Genomic DNA, 14,047 nt, shown 5'->3' with positions numbered 1-14,047 from the left:
TCAGGCCTCCCCGCCCTCGGCGACGGGCGCAGAGCGCTCGATCGCCAGTTCGTTCTCGACCCACTCCCAGTAGCCGAGGTTCGTGTCGCCGTTCTCGACCTGATAGCGCCAGTCGGCACGCGGGTAGCCGGGGTGCTCGCCCCAAACGCCGCGGTCGCCGCCGAACTCTTCGATCAGCGCCCCGATCGGATCCGGCCCCTCCTGCTCGACATTCAGGCGCTCGCACAGGGCGTCGATGCCGGCGTCGTCCAGGCTGATGCCGTCGCCGCCGTTAGTGGCGATGTCGTGGATGTCGTCGGGACGGTTGAAGGGATCGCCCATGCCCTTGCTCTGGTAGAAGCGCAGCGCGGCGAGGATGGTGTCGCGCTCCTGGTTGGTGATCTTCACTGCTCGTCCTCCTCGATCATCTGGCGCACCGCCTCGAAGCCTTCGACGGCGATCAGATAGGCGATCTGATCCTCGACGCCGCCGTTGTTGATCTGCGAGGCTTCGGCGAACTTGGCGTCATGGACATGGCCATCCAGGAAGTCGTCCGGGCGGCCCTTCTCGCCGAAGAGGTCGACCAGCTCGCGGACCATCTGCTGCTCTGCGGCTTTTCTGAAGTCGCTCACGGTGCCGCCGTGACCGCAGGCACCGCAGCAGCAGCGGCTGTCATCGTCCCATTCATGGCTGCCGTCGAAGCTCAAATCGGCGTCACTGCCGCTACCCGTCAGGCGAACATGAACAAGCGCGGCAACGTCGATGCAGTCATCCTGGCCGCACTTCGGGCAGAGCATGCCGTGGGCGTCGCGAACAATCGTCATCGCTCACGCCCTCCCGGCCTGCTCGCCGAGCATCGCGGCGCTGATCTCGCGGGCGCGGGGGTGCTGAAGCACCGCCCGCCCGAAGTCAGTCAGGAGCGCCGCGCCCCGATCGTCCTTCACGGCCATGCCGAGTTCGACCAGCGTCGCGAGCGAGCGCTCGACCAGGCCCTTCGTCAGCTCCTCGTTCGCGACGATGCCGGCCATCGGCCCCAGCTCCTCAAGATGCCGGGTGTTCGCGGCGATCAGCGCCTTTACGGCGTCCTCGACTTGCTGTTCAGAAACAGACACATTCATATCATCACCTTTATATTTGTAATTAGTGACTGATAGAGAAGTTAGACAAGAAGCTCAGAGATGGCGAGCGAAACTTGCCGGAGATCGTCCGGGCCAACACCGTCCAGCATCGGCGACTTGCAGAACACCACCGGGAAGTCCTTGAAGCGCTCGGTCTTGGCGTGCAGGCGCATGACGCTGGCATCCTCGCCCATCAGCGCCTTGGTGACGTCCGAGCCGATGGCGATGATGAGTGGCGGCTTCACGATGTCAATCTCATGGTGCAATAGCTCAATTGACCTATCGCGCCATTGGTCAAAGCCGAGCGGCGGCTTGCGGAAGCGGTACAGGCTGGTGAAGTAGAAGTCGGACGGCTTGAGCGACAGCTCCGGCCGCAGCACGTCGAGCAGCTTCTCGAAGGCGGGGTTCTGGCCCATCGTGCCGGCCTTCTCCTCCTGCCAGCCCGGCGCACCCAGGATCGCCATGATGCGCGCCGACTTGCCGGTCATGCCGGGGTAGACCGCCTTCATCTTCGTCTCCTGCTCGAACACGGGCAGGACCGTAAAGATGCGCTGCAACGCCGCCACCGTCGAGTTGTCGATCAGCAGCGTTGCCCCGGTGTCGACCGTCAGCACGTCGACCGCGAGATCCTTCATCAGTTCGCGTCGCTTCGCTGTCAGCACGTCGTCATGCGGACGTGCCCAAGGGAACGCTCCAACGCTCTGTAGGGCGTCTGTCACGCGCTTGTTGACGACACGCGCATAGATGCGATTGGCGAAATCCTGGGCGCTTGTAAACGCTCCTGCGACTGTCCGGCTCGCGTCGAATTGCACGATGCCCTTCTTCTCTTGCCGAGCTTCGCCGCGGGCCAGGCCCTGGTTGTCGATGCGCCCTTCGCGAGCGCCGGCGATCAGCTCGGCCGCCTTCTCGCCGACGCCGTGGATCGCGGTCAGCGGCGCTGCGATCATCACGTCGGAGATCGGTACGAAGCGCGTGGCGTGGGAGGTGTTAACGTTCGGCCAGTCGATCTGCATGCCGGCCTTCACCACGTCCTTCATCGCCAGCTTCAGCTTCTCGGACGATTCGGTGCAGGACAGATGCGCTGCCCAGAACTCGGCCGGGAAGTTGGCCTTCATGTAGGCCGTCCAATAGGCGATGGTGGCGTAGGCGTAGGCGTGGGACTTGTTGAACGAGTAGATGCCGAACTCGGCCATCGTCGCGAAGATCGCCTCGGCCTCCTGCTCGGTCAGCCCGTTCCGCTTCGCGCCCTCGATGAAGGGCGGTGCATGCTTGGCGAACTCGGCCGGCCCCAGCTTCTTGCCGCAGATTTTGCGCATCTTGTCGGCTTCAGTGAAGTCGAAGCCGCCGACCTGCACGAACACCTCCATCATCTGCTCCTGATAGATCAGGGTGCCGAAGGTCGGCTCCAGGATCGGCTGCAGGAGCGGGTGCATGTAGGTCGCCGGAATCTGCCCGGTCTGGACCTGCTGGTATTTCGGGATCTCCTTCATCGGACCGGGCCGGTAGAGCGAGATCACGTCGGCGATGATCGAGAAGCGGTCGACCTTGCAGCCCTTGAAGACCTCGCGCATGCCGTGGCTCTCGCACTGGAACACGCCGGTCGTATCGCCCTTGTCGAACAGCTCCAGGGTGCGGGGATCGTCGAGGGACAGGTCTTCGTAGACGATGCGGCGGCCGGTGCGCTGGAGCACATACTCGGCGGCGTGGCGCAGGATCGTCATCGTGCGCAGGCCGAGAATGTCGAGCTTCATCTGCCCCATGTTCTCGATCTGCCACTTGTCCCAGCACGACACGCGCCGGCCGTCCTTGCCGCGCAGCAGCGCGCACAGGTCGGCGACGGGCACGCCGGAGATCACGACGCCGGCGGCATGCTGGCCGGTGCCGCGCATCCAGCCGGTCAGCGCGCGGACATGCGGCTCGACGACCGGGTACTTGCGGAAGAAGCCGGCGACGGCGGGGTCGGCGAAGATCTCCTCGGCATGCGCCTTCTCGGCCTCCGGATCGTCGACCTGGATGTCGGGCACCTTGATCGCGCCCGTGACCTGGTTGATCTCGACGTGGTTGATCTCGAAGACGCGGCCGACGTCCTTCATCGCGCCGCGGGGCTTGAGCATGGTGTAGCTCGCCACGCCGCAGACATGGTCCTTGCCGTATTTGCGCTCGATGTAGTCGAGCACCTCGTCGCGGCGCTCGTCCTCGAAATCGGTGTCGATGTCGGGCAGGTCGAGGCGGCCGGGACGGAAGAAGCGCTCGAAGATCAGGCCGTGCCGGATCGGGTCGATCGTGGTGATGCCGATCAGATAGCACAGCAGCGAGCCGCCGGCCGAGCCGCGGCCGGGGCCGACCGCGATGCCGTTGCGCTTCGCCCAGGCGATGATGTCGGCCAGGATCAGGAAATAGTCGAGGAAGCCGGCCTCGGTCAGCACGTTCATCTCATGGACGAGGCGCTTCACATAGCGCTCGTCGCCGGCCAGCCCCTTGCGCTTGAGCGCCTCGCCGGCCATCACCAGCAGCGTCTTGCGGCTGTCGTCGGACATCTTCGGCAGGGAGATCGCGCGGTTGGTCAGCTCGAAGCCGAGCCGGTCGGCGATGATCGCCGTGCTCTCGAACGCCTCCAGCACATGCGCCTTGTCGAGCGCGCCCGACTTGATCCAGGGCGCGAAGGCCTGGAGCATCTCGGTGCCGGACTTCACATAGAGGTCGTCGACCGGGTAGCGCCAGCGCTCCGGGTTCGACCAGACGTCCTGGCTACCGACGGCCAGCAGCACCTCATGGCCGACATTGTCGCCGGGGTTGGCGTAGTGGAAATCCTGGGTGGCAACGAGGCGCAGGCCGAGCTGGTCGCGCAGATGCACCGCCCGCGCGTTGACCAGGCGCTGGCCCTCGTCCTGATGGGGCTGGATCTCCAGGTAGACGCGCTCCGGCCCGACGGCCGCCACCAGCTCGCGCAGCACGCAGTCGGCGTCGCCGCGCTTGAGCACGCCGCCGGCGCAGGCAGTGGTGAAGATCAGGTTCTTCGTCTCATAGAGGTCGGCGAAGGCATTGCGCGGCTTGCCGTAGAAGTTCGGTTCGCCGGAGGCCTTCGACAGCAGCCGGCACAGCTCGGTGAAGCCATCCTGGTTCTGCGCGAGCGCGACGACATGGCTGTAGTCGCGCCGGCCCTCCTCCTTGCTGGCCGGCCGCCATGCGGGGTCGGTCGTGCAGTAAAGCTCGGATCCGACGATGCCCTTCAGCCCGTGCTTCTTTGCCGCCTTCAGCAGCGCCGGCACGCCGGCGATCGACGCATGATCGGTCACGCAGATCGAGGACAGACCGACGCTGGCCGCGCGCTTGGCGAGGTCGTCCGGAGACGAGAGCGCGTCAGGCTGCAGGAGATTGCTGAAAAAGCTGTGGCCGTGCAGGTGGTGAAAGGGAATGCTCATCTCGCCCTCACAAAACAGCGTCTGCGTATACTTCACTAATTACTGACATATGGTCAAACGAATAGTGCCGGGGCTTCCCACCTTCACCATGGTCTACATCAACGACGTCGATTGCGGGGAACACATGGTCGGCGCTCGCGCGCAGGATAGGCTTGGAAGAGCCGGCGCTTGAAGTCGCCTGCCCCGGCAGTGGCTCTTGGAGCACAGTCCCGCTCTGTGACTGGCGGGAGATTATCACCTCTCGATGATAAAAACCAGATGTCCGTTGTCGATGCGCCGGCAGCGGCGCAGGATTCCGAACAGCGCCATGTCGCGCAGGGCGTCGCGCACGCAGGCCTTGTTGTAGGCCGTCCCGCGCATGCCCGACGCCGACAGCACCCGGTCGGTGATGTCCTGCGGCGCGACCGGCACCGTCTCGGCCATGCCGCCGGCAATCTCCCAGGTCCAGTAGGCGATCGAGCCGCCAATGACGTGGCTCTGACCGGCATAGGGGTTGCCGAGATTGGCGAACTGGTCGAGGTCGGGCATCACGGCGACGCAGCTTCCCGCGCGATACCAGTCGATCTGGTGGCGCTTGTCGCGGTCTTCGGTGGCCGGGCAGGTGATGCGGTAATCCCTGCCGCTTTCCATGCAGAACAGCTCGGGCCAGGGGACGTCCTTCGCGCGCTGCTGGAAATCGCCGGAGACGGTGAGCTGGGTCTTCGTCACCAGCGTCTCGCCGTCCGGCCGCAGCATGACGCCGCGGAAGTCGAAGGCCTCCGGGCGGGGGCGGGCGGCAGGGCGGCGCTCGCGCTGCGGGGCCGGCGTCGCTTCGACCGCCAGCTCGTCGAACACCTCGGGCCAGGAGGTAGCCGGCGCGGGCCGGGCGGCCAGCAGATAGGCGTAATGCTCGGCGATCACGTCGAGCGAGGCCGCAGCCTCGCTGCGCAGCGCCACGCAGTCGTCATGAACCAGGCACAGCGCGCAGCGCGCGACCGGCTGAGCCAGCGTGCCGTAGCAGGGACGGCTGCGGAATGCCTGAAGCTCGGCCTCGACGAGCGAGGCCTCGAAGATCACGTCGTCCATGTCACTGCGCTCCACAAAAATAACTCGTGAAATGACTATAGCGCTGACAGACAGAGCGGGGAAAAGCTACTGTCCGTCAGCGGTGACATATAGACGACGGCGCGCTTAATCCTCGTCGATGCTCTTGGCGTAAACGCGCTGGTACAGCTCGCCGACGACCTTCGCGTCGGTTTCGTTGAGCTGGTTGACGAAGGCGAGGCGGAAGGAGCGGCCGGACTCGCCGGTGCTCATATCCCAGTCCGCCCAGTTGAGCACCTGGCGCGTGGAGAGCGGGCAGCTCACCTTGCCGCCGATGTAACCGTCGCGCACCAGCTTTGCGACCTTCGCGATGTTCTTCACCCGGCCCTCGGGGAGCTTCGGGAAGACGCGCTTGATGACCTCGCGCTCCTTCTCCTCCGGCATGTAGTCGATCTTCACGAACATGCGGAAGCGGTTCATGGTGGCAAAGGACTGCACGCTGGTCGAGGCATACAGGCCGGTGTCGTCGCCCATGCCGTTGGTGTTGCCGGTGGCGACCATGATGCACTCCGGATGCGGCCAGATCTTCTCGCCGCCCTTGTTGCCCAGGATCAGCGGCTTGCCCTCCAACAGGGCGTTGCACATGGCCGTGACGACCGCGTTGCCGCTGTCGTATTCGTCAAAGCAGATGATCGACGGCTGCTGGAGCGCCTTCACCAAGCCCGAGTACATATACTCCATCGCGCCGCGGTCATTGACGACCCACAGGCCGGTCAGCTCGACCGGCTCCTTTTCGCGGAACATCTGCTCGCGCCAGAACGGGCGGCCGGTGCGGGCAGCGAACTGCTCGAACCAGGTGGTGTTATGCGTCACCGTGAAGTCGCCGAGCAGGAACAGGCGATCCGGTCCTTCGATCTGGAAGCCGTAGTAGTCGCCCTCGCCCAACGGCTCCAGCGTGATGCCGACGTTCAGCACATTCTTTACCTGCTGTCGCGGCGTCGCCTTCTTGCGCTCGACGCGGCACGGGATCTGGTCAATGTCGCCGCTGATCCAGCAGCGATAATAGATATCCTCGACGCCGTTGTTCGCGCAGGTCTTCTTGGCTTCCGCCTTGTATGCGGCAAAGCCGAGCGAACGCGCCACGAAAACCACGTCATCCAGCAGGCGCTCGGACTTCAGCGTCAGATCATAGCCGCCGACACCGAGGCAGCCGTCGGTGTCGATGATGCCGGCCAGAAGCTCCAGGCGCTCGGAACGCGATGCCGTCTTATAGGCATGCGGAACATGCTTGTTGTCGATCAGGCCGTGCAGGCGAAGCGCCTGGCGCAAAACGTGGGTATGCTTCTTACCTCCGGGCTTCGAGATCGAGTAGGTGACGAGATCGACGGACGACGCCGAGCGGTCCTCGCGGCACACCATTCCAAGGCGACGGGCGTAGTCGTGAAGATACGCGCCGATCTCGGGTTCCGTCGACCAGATGTTCGAGTTCGCCGAATTGCCGTCACCCAGCCAAAGACCAAGAAAATACGGCTCAAGCGGCAGCGGCTCGGCCAGGGGGAGAAAATCGACACCAGCGCGCCAGCCCTTCGCACAATGCTTGAAGGTCGATGTCTTCTGAAGGTAGTCGCGCACCTCGATGTTGACGATTGAGCCATCCTCAATGCCGCACGAGCGCTTTGATCCGTTCGTCATGCGCAGCGACAGAATATGGCTCTCGTTGACGACGTAGGCATCGCCCTTGGTCGGCACGACGCGATAAAGCGGCTCGCGCCCGCTGCCGATCGCCACAACGCGGCGCGGAAAGCTATCAGGCCCCATCAGCAGATCGCCGACCCGCACATCCTCGACAGGCCGAATCGTGCCGTTGAACATCATCACCGGCGTGCCCTTGCCGAGGCACTTGCCGGAGCCGGTCGGGCCGTGGGCATAGACGCGCCCGCCCTTCTCCATGCCCATGATGAGGTCGCGGCTGACGGCCTCGGGGAAGTAGTAGTTCGGATCGACGTCCGGGACGCCGTGCTCCTTGGTGAAGCCGGCATAGGTACGCACCGGCATCTGCTTGGTGTAGCCGGTCGCCTTGCCGAAGCCGATGGCGAACAGGTCGATCGACGATTTCGGCTCGCTGGTGTAGCGTACCTCGGCCTGGGCCGAGAAATGCGCCTTCATCACCTCATTGCCGAGCGGCGACAGCAGCTCGGCCCCGGGATGCTTGGCGATGTAGTCCTCGGCGCTCAGGCCATGGGCGTCCTGGATATGCTTGTAGAGGGAATGCCCCTCGAACCCGCATTCCCGGCACTTCACCTTGGCCTCGATGTCGATTGCGGGTTTACGCATCGCGATCACCTGTGCGGACATAACACAAACCCCTTATTGGTTTATTATCATCGCTGACTGATAGAACATCGCACGCGCGAGCGCCAGAGGGCAATTGAAGACGTGCCCGCGCGTTCACGCATGGAGTCATTGCCGAATAGAGCTATTGCTGCATTGAGCTATGCGGACAGCGCCTCCAACTTGGCGAGCGCCGATCTGGAATCAGCGATCTGCTCGGACCATGACTCCCTCTCGTAGGGGAGGGCGTGCCGAAGGCCGCACAGCGCCTCCAGGCGCTCGATTTCATTGCGCAGCGCGGTCTTCAAGGCCGCGCGCTCGGGGCCCGTCAATTGAACCATTGAGCTATTCCTCTATTACCCCATCAGGGCGTGTTTGAGTTCGTTCATCGCCACGGCCGGCAGATCGGCGACGTTGTTGATGACGGCGCAGCGCGGGTAGTAGTGCTTCACCGCGTCCGACATGATGCCGATTCCGACCAGCTCCAGGCCCGGCGTCCGGGCGAGCAGCTTGGCGACATGGGCCATGTAGCGCTCGGCCGCGTCGCCCTCGATGTTCTTGCCCTGGCGCGCGGCCGGGAAGCCGTCCGACATGACGATGATGACCTTGCGGCTTTCCCGCCGGCGGGAGACGCGCTTGGCGATCTTGTAGATGCTGTCGCCGTCGGCGTTGGCCCCCATCATCTGCCCGGGCATCAGCGCGAGCTTGGTCTTCATCTGGGCGAACGGGATTTCGGGCGTCTTGTAGCGGAACTCGACGATCGGGTCGATCCGCTCGAAGTCGGCCAGATCGGGATTGGCAAACGCGCCATAGACGTAATCGCGGGCGCGTCGCCACAGATCTTTGTCCTGTGCCTCGTGCTCTTCGCAGCCAAGTCCGGTCGTGAAGCCGGAGATGCCGAACGGGATGCCGATCTTCGCCAGGCTCTCGGCAAGCGCGATGCAGGTCTGCATCGCCGTCTCGATCTTGCTTCCGTCCATCGAGCCGCTGTGATCGACGACCAGCTCGACGTAAGTGTCGAGCTTCGCGCCCTCCTGGCGGGTCTGGAAGACGTTCGACTGGCCGGCGCGGAGCTGGCTGATCGCATTCAAGCTGACCGCGCCCGAGTGCCGGCCGCGCAGCGTGGTCGCGGTGGTGCGCGACAGCAGAACACGGGTCAGCACGCCGGCAATGACGTTGACGTAGGGCTTCACCGCGTCGTAGGCCCGGCTGTAGCTCTCCAGCGTCGCCTCGCCGACCGGCTCGATGATCTGATCGAACTCTTCGGTGTAGGCGCGATGGCCGGTGACGGCACGGCTGTCGACCTCGATCTCGCTCTGCATGACGGCGTGCAGGGTCGACGACTTTTCGAGCGCCTCGCGCTTCTGCTCGCCGCACAGCGCATCGAGCACGCCGCGCATGCCGCTCGGTCCGCCCTCGGCGACGTCATCGGTGCCGCGGCCGTCGCTGGCCTCCTGGCTGTCCTCTACCGGCTCGTCGTCAGCCTCCTCGCCCTCTCCATCGCCTCCCGGATCGTCGCCGTTGCTGTCGCCGGCGGCATCGCCATCTTCATCGCCGGCACCGTCATCGCCAGGGGCCGGGGCGTCGCCCTCATCGTCCTCGCCGTCTGCGCCATCTTCGCCGGCATCGCCTCCAGCGCCGCCCGCATCGCTTTCGCTGTCGTCTCCAGCGTCCGCAGCGTCGTCATCATCTGCGTCGCCATCGCCTCCAGCGCCGTTCGCGTCTGCGCCGGTGTCGGCGTCCTCGCCATCAGCATCGCCGCCAGCAGAGCCGTCGTCCCCGTCATCGGCGTCGTCGCCAGCAGCCTCGTCTTCGTCGCCTTCGGAAGCGGCCGGGCCGGCAGCATCGCCATCGCCCTGATCGTCGTCAGCTCCTTCATCAGCGCCGTCGCCGCCGGCTCTACCATCGCCGCCCTGATCGCCATCGTCAGCATCGTCCTGATCGGATCCGCCGGCCGATTGCTCGTCATCCTGCTCCCCCTCGCCCTGGTCGCCGTCGGCGTCATCGACCCCGGACGCCTCGTCGTGTTCGGCCTCTTCGTCGCTGTCGCTGCCGGCGCTGCCCTCGCTGTTGCCGCCGTCATCGTCCTGCTCGACAGGCTCATCGGGATCGGCGTTCGACGAGCACTCCTCGTTCTCGGTTTCGCCGCTGCTGTCGCGCTCGTCCTGCTGGCCCTGGCCGCCACCCTCACCCGTCTCTTCGTTGGGCTGCTGGGAAGGCGGGGGCGGGGGAGGAGGGGGCATCGGCGGCTGCTTGGCCTGCTGGTTGAGCTTGTCCAGCTCGGCCAGGATCGCCTTGGCCTCGTCATAGGCCGCGGCCGTCGAGGGCAGGGTGTGCCACTTCTCGATGCGCGCCGCGAAGTGCTTGACGACCTTCAGCGTCTCGCCGCCGCAGTCGTCGAGAAATTGCTGGGCTTCCGGCAGGCCACCGACCTTTGCCCGCCACCAGCAGATTGCAAGAACGAGAAACCGGCTGAAGGCCGGGTAGGCGTCGTCGTTCTGCCAGTTCTCCCGGATCTTGGAGATCGACCAGATCGCCGAGCGGTCGAGGTTAAGACCCATGCCGCGGTAGAGATTGGCGGTCTGGAACTCCTGCCGCACGTCCTCGACCGCATTGGTCATGAACTGGGCGCGCTTATCCTTTTCACGGAACGGCCGCTTCTCGTTCGGATCGGTGAATAGGATATGGCCGATCTCATGGTCGACATAGCCGGTGATCGCGTCGACCAGATCGTCGGGCGCGTTGTCAGGCAGGCTTGGCACGACGATGCGCTTGAAGTCGGTGTAGGCGCGGTTGCCGGCGAACACGACCTGGATGCCGAAATTGCCGGAGATGATCGCGGCAGTCCGGCGCAGCGCCTCCATCTTGCTCTCGCGCTTGAGCGGCGGCAGCTCGGGGAGCGGCTCAGCCGGCCGGGCAGACAGCTTTTTCAGCGGGCGTGGCACTCGTTCCTCCTACATACACACGATATGTCATCGCTGACTGATAAACGATAGCGAAAGAAAAGCCCAGCACGAAGCGAAAGCGAGCTGGGCCTTTTTAAAATGGACAAACGAATAGGAAGGCCGCCCGGTCAGGCGGCCTCCTTCTGCTCGGCCTCATCGAGGAGGCGACGCAGGCTGGCGGCGGAGAACAACTCTTCGGAGACTTGTGGATAATGATCGCCGAGCACGCGCTTAAGGAACCATATGCGGTCCATCTCAAGAATATCGGCAAGCTCGAAGCACCGCTCGATCGGGACGCGGCTGCTGTTGCTTTCCATCATCGAGACGAAGTTGGGGTTGCGGTAGCCCATTTTCTTCGCCACTTCGGTTTGGGTCATGTGCAGCTCCTTGCGACGCTGCGCCACGATTTCACCGGGGAGCACTAAATCGAGGTACGATGCCATTGATTTCACCCAAATCTGATTCACCAGGCCGATGACCTCACCATAGGTAGTTTGCTACCTACAGTCATAACTTACTGTCTTCAGTCTTTGATGAATGATAAGCGCGATAACTGCCGCTTTCAACAGGCAAACAAGCCTAATGCGGGTTAGTGAAAACCCTACTAGGTTAGTTTCATGACTCAATTGACCAATAGGCTTATCGTATGACCAAAGCCGTCTCGTTCATCGCCTCCAAAGGCGGTGCCGGGAAAACCACACTCGCCTGGGAATTGGCGATTCAGATGGTTTCTCGCGGACTTAAAGTGCTCCTGGTCGACATCGACCCACAGGGCACGCTCGCAGGTTTATACCGGGAGCGCGAGAACAAGACGGGCATGGAGCTGCACGCTCTTGATGTTTCGCGGCTGGAAGGGCGGATCGCCAAGGAGATCCAGTCGAAGGAGTGGGACTTCATTCTTATCGACACCCCCGGTAAGAAAGCCGAGATCAAGCCGGCGGTCACGGTCGCCGATCTGGTCGTTTTCCCCCTTCAGCCGACCGGCCCGGACTATCTCGCGTTCGGCCGCACCTTCGAGGTGGTCGACAAGGCCGGCAAGATTCCGCTCGTCGCGCCCAACCGCATCAAAACCGAAAAGCAGGAATCCGAGGTGCCGATCGTGGTGTCGGGGCTGAGCGGCGGCAAGGCGATCGTTGCCGACCCGATCCGCGACCGTGTCGGCTTCGGAGCCTACGGAATGGAGGGCCTGGGTCTGTCGGACGTCGATCCGAAGAACCCAGGCGCTGCCGAGATCACCCGTCTGCTGGATCGCATCCTGGAGATCACGAAGAATGGCTAAGCCCCGAATGACCCCGGAAGAGATGGCCTCCCGCGCCCGCGCTGCCGCCGCGGCGTCGACGCAGGAAGCGATCCCGGAATCCGAGGAAGTCCGCCGGCGTCATCGCACGAAGCGTCCTGGGCTGCTCGCCGAGGACACGGTTAACGTCTGCTTCCGGCTGGAGCGCTCGCGAGCCTTGAAACTGAAGGCCGATCTGGTCAGCCAGGGCAAGGAAATCGGCGAGTTCTTCGACGACCTGCTGCGCGCACAGGGCTTCTAAGGTGAGAAACCGGGCGGGCGCTGATTGCTCCCGCCCTAACTTCTAATTTCCTATTTCATACTTTGGCTCTGGCAAGCCATTGAATCGCAATCCTGATTCACCGCTTCAGGTGAGAAATCTGGCCGATTCTGGTGAGAAATGGGGCCGATTCTGGTGAGTTATTGGGCCTGCAAAGGTGAGAAATCGGGCGGGCAACTTATCCCCAGGGTGAGAAATCTGGCTGCCGGCAAAGGTGAGAAATGGGGCGGAGTCGCGGTTTGCGCCGTCTCCGGCCGCTTGTCGGCGAGCCGTGCCGAAAGGTGAGAAATCGGGCGGCCGAAGGGTGAGAAATGGGGCCGGGGCAAAGGTGAGAGATTGGGCGGGCCAAAGGTGAGGAATCGGGCCGGGGCCGGCGATTCCCAGGATTCTGCCCACGCTGAAGGGTGAGGGATTGGGCTGGCGCTCGCTTCGCGCTGCGCGGCCATGTAATGTCCGGCCCCATGGGATCACGGACAGTCAACCAGCCGATCGTCGGCCAACCGCTTCTAGCCTACGAAGGCGGCGATGGCAGCTTCCCCAAGCCGGGGGAGCTGATTGAGATTCGCGGCGGCGAAGCCCTGACCCAATATGACCGCACCGTCTTCAACCTGCTGATCGTCAACGCCTGGGAGACGATCACGGAGAAGAAGGAACATGTCATCGCCAAGCGCCTGCTGCGCGGCAACCACGACAGCACCGACCGGATCAATGAGACGATCGACCGGCTGCGCTCGGTACAGATCGAGATGCGGCAGACGCGCGACGGCAAGCCGGGCTGGTACAGGGACTACATCCTCGGCCCGCGCTTCACCCACGACGACCCGGACGGCAACCTCTACTACCGCTTCACCGACACCGTGATCGAGATCATCACGAAGTCGGACCATTGGGGTCGGTTGCAGGCGCAGGTCATGCTGGCGATGACCTCGAAATACAGCCAAGCGCTCTACGAGATCGTCCAGAAGCGGGCGGGCCTGCGCGGGCGCTTCACCGAGACGTTCGAGCTGGAGGCGCTGCGCGCGGCGCTGGGCGTGCCGAAGGGCAAGATGGAGCGCTGGCAGGACTTCCGGCGCTTCTGCCTGGAGCCGGCCGTCGCCGAGGTCGACGCGCTGTCGAGCTGTCATGTCCAGGTGTCGCCGGTGAAGAAGGGGCGGGCGATCACCCATGTCGAGCTGCGCTGGTTCCCGAAGGAGGAGGACGCGCTCAAGGAGGCCGCGGCCGAGGTGAAGCGGCACAAGGTCGGGCGGAAGGCCAGGATCGCCAAGAAGGTCGACGCGGTGCAGCTCGACCTCCTTGGAGACGAGAAGAAGACCTAGCCTTTAAAATCCTTGTGATGGGCGTTGTCTACCGCAAGCTGCCCAAGAAGTTCGGCCGGTATCCTATCGAGAATATCCGAATACCTTTGATCTTTGTCGAGTCTCCTAAGACTCTCCAGAATTGATGCTCCAACAAAATGGACGCCTTGTGGCAGCTCTCGAAAGACTATTGACCCGATAATGGTCTCATCGAGAGACTTCTGCAAAGTATAGATATATTCGTTGTCTATTCCATTCAGCCCAACCCACTTTATGTACGGCTGCATTGGGAGACTGCCATAGTAATATTCTTTTCCGTCAGAGGTTTTGATGTGATGGGTTTTTTCCACCAAATATAGCTCGGTAACTTTTGTCATT

General features: G+C 63.5%; 13 protein-coding genes. 3 read left to right on the top strand and 10 right to left on the bottom strand.

Going from position 1 to position 14,047, the window contains the following annotated elements; all coding sequences use genetic code 11:
- The 9 genes from FZ029_RS20795 to FZ029_RS20755 form a co-directional block, all read right to left on the bottom strand.
- Nucleotides 1-387 (bottom strand): hypothetical protein, encoded by a 387-nt coding sequence (locus FZ029_RS20795; RefSeq protein ID WP_149271586.1) that lies wholly within the window; start codon nt 385-387, stop codon nt 1-3.
- Nucleotides 384-803 carry a hypothetical protein gene (locus FZ029_RS20790; protein WP_149271585.1) on the bottom strand — a complete coding sequence of 140 codons (420 nt, stop codon included), beginning with the start codon at nt 801-803 and terminating at the stop codon, nt 384-386. Before FZ029_RS20790 ends, FZ029_RS20795 begins: the two co-directional genes overlap by 4 nt.
- Before the next feature lie 3 nt (nt 804-806).
- Nucleotides 807-1,097 carry a hypothetical protein gene (locus FZ029_RS20785; RefSeq protein ID WP_149271583.1) on the bottom strand — a complete coding sequence of 97 codons (291 nt, stop codon included), beginning with the start codon at nt 1,095-1,097 and terminating at the stop codon, nt 807-809.
- A gap of 41 nt (nt 1,098-1,138) precedes the next feature.
- A complete protein-coding gene (gene dnaE, locus FZ029_RS20780; RefSeq protein WP_149271581.1) occupies nt 1,139-4,519 on the bottom strand; it encodes a DNA polymerase III subunit alpha in 3,381 nt (1,126 codons plus the stop codon).
- Between the two features lie 234 nt (nt 4,520-4,753).
- Nucleotides 4,754-5,584, bottom strand: a complete 831-nt coding sequence (locus FZ029_RS20775; protein ID WP_149271579.1) for a hypothetical protein — start codon at nt 5,582-5,584, stop codon at nt 4,754-4,756.
- Between the two features lie 105 nt (nt 5,585-5,689).
- Complete coding sequence (locus tag FZ029_RS20770; protein WP_149271578.1) at nt 5,690-7,897, bottom strand: Hint domain-containing homing endonuclease; 2,208 nt, start codon at nt 7,895-7,897, stop codon at nt 5,690-5,692.
- Nucleotides 7,898-8,034: 137 nt separating this feature from the next.
- Nucleotides 8,035-8,214, bottom strand: coding sequence for a hypothetical protein (locus tag FZ029_RS20765; RefSeq protein ID WP_149271576.1), 180 nt, complete (start codon nt 8,212-8,214; stop codon nt 8,035-8,037).
- A 15-nt stretch (nt 8,215-8,229) separates the two neighbouring features.
- Nucleotides 8,230-10,818, bottom strand: a complete 2,589-nt coding sequence (locus FZ029_RS20760) for a hypothetical protein (RefSeq protein WP_149271574.1) — start codon at nt 10,816-10,818, stop codon at nt 8,230-8,232.
- Nucleotides 10,819-10,946: 128 nt separating this feature from the next.
- Nucleotides 10,947-11,261 (bottom strand): helix-turn-helix transcriptional regulator, encoded by a 315-nt coding sequence (locus tag FZ029_RS20755; protein WP_149271572.1) that lies wholly within the window; start codon nt 11,259-11,261, stop codon nt 10,947-10,949.
- Nucleotides 11,262-11,464: 203 nt separating this feature from the next.
- Here FZ029_RS20755 and FZ029_RS20750 point away from each other — a divergent pair, with 203 nt between their 5' ends.
- From FZ029_RS20750 to FZ029_RS20740, 3 genes are all read left to right on the top strand, one after another.
- Nucleotides 11,465-12,097, top strand: a complete 633-nt coding sequence (locus FZ029_RS20750; RefSeq protein WP_149271571.1) for a ParA family protein — start codon at nt 11,465-11,467, stop codon at nt 12,095-12,097.
- Nucleotides 12,090-12,356: a hypothetical protein gene (locus FZ029_RS20745; RefSeq protein ID WP_149271569.1), complete on the top strand. Its 267-nt coding sequence runs from the start codon at nt 12,090-12,092 to the stop codon at nt 12,354-12,356. The genes FZ029_RS20750 and FZ029_RS20745 overlap by 8 nt, the downstream gene beginning before the upstream one ends.
- A 479-nt stretch (nt 12,357-12,835) precedes the next feature.
- On the top strand, nt 12,836-13,690 hold the full coding sequence (locus FZ029_RS20740; RefSeq protein WP_188052000.1) for a replication initiation protein: 855 nt from the start codon (nt 12,836-12,838) through the stop codon (nt 13,688-13,690).
- On the opposite strand, the gene FZ029_RS20735 is transcribed toward FZ029_RS20740, so the two are convergent.
- The gene (locus FZ029_RS20735; RefSeq protein WP_149271565.1) at nt 13,687-14,046 is read right to left on the bottom strand and encodes a hypothetical protein; all 360 of its coding nucleotides are present in this window, start codon (nt 14,044-14,046) and stop codon (nt 13,687-13,689) included. The two genes, FZ029_RS20740 and FZ029_RS20735, sit on opposite strands and share 4 nt — an antisense overlap.
- Nucleotide 14,047 lies beyond the last annotated feature (1 nt).

The sequence above is a fragment of the Azospirillum sp. Sh1 genome (assembly GCF_008365135.1).
Classification (GTDB): domain Bacteria; phylum Pseudomonadota; class Alphaproteobacteria; order Azospirillales; family Azospirillaceae; genus Azospirillum; species Azospirillum oryzae.
The sequence above is the reverse complement of the archived record's forward strand: the minus strand, read 5'-3'. Positions and strand labels throughout refer to the sequence as shown.

Excerpts from the sequence above, each read along its gene's own strand:
- FZ029_RS20775 (WP_149271579.1), bottom strand. The coding sequence starts at position 5,584 with ATGGACGACGTGATCTTCGAGGCCTCGCTCGTCGAGGCCGAGCTTCAG.
- dnaE (WP_149271581.1), bottom strand. The coding sequence starts at position 4,519 with ATGAGCATTCCCTTTCACCACCTGCACGGCCACAGCTTTTTCAGCAAT.
- FZ029_RS20785 (WP_149271583.1), bottom strand. The coding sequence starts at position 1,097 with ATGAATGTGTCTGTTTCTGAACAGCAAGTCGAGGACGCCGTAAAGGCG.
- FZ029_RS20750 (WP_149271571.1), top strand. The coding sequence starts at position 11,465 with ATGACCAAAGCCGTCTCGTTCATCGCCTCCAAAGGCGGTGCCGGGAAA.
- FZ029_RS20790 (WP_149271585.1), bottom strand. The coding sequence starts at position 803 with ATGACGATTGTTCGCGACGCCCACGGCATGCTCTGCCCGAAGTGCGGC.
- FZ029_RS20770 (WP_149271578.1), bottom strand. The coding sequence starts at position 7,897 with ATGTCCGCACAGGTGATCGCGATGCGTAAACCCGCAATCGACATCGAG.
- FZ029_RS20755 (WP_149271572.1), bottom strand. The coding sequence starts at position 11,261 with ATGGCATCGTACCTCGATTTAGTGCTCCCCGGTGAAATCGTGGCGCAG.
- FZ029_RS20735 (WP_149271565.1), bottom strand. The coding sequence starts at position 14,046 with ATGACAAAAGTTACCGAGCTATATTTGGTGGAAAAAACCCATCACATC.
- FZ029_RS20745 (WP_149271569.1), top strand. The coding sequence starts at position 12,090 with ATGGCTAAGCCCCGAATGACCCCGGAAGAGATGGCCTCCCGCGCCCGC.
- FZ029_RS20765 (WP_149271576.1), bottom strand. The coding sequence starts at position 8,214 with ATGGTTCAATTGACGGGCCCCGAGCGCGCGGCCTTGAAGACCGCGCTG.
- FZ029_RS20740 (WP_188052000.1), top strand. The coding sequence starts at position 12,836 with ATGGGATCACGGACAGTCAACCAGCCGATCGTCGGCCAACCGCTTCTA.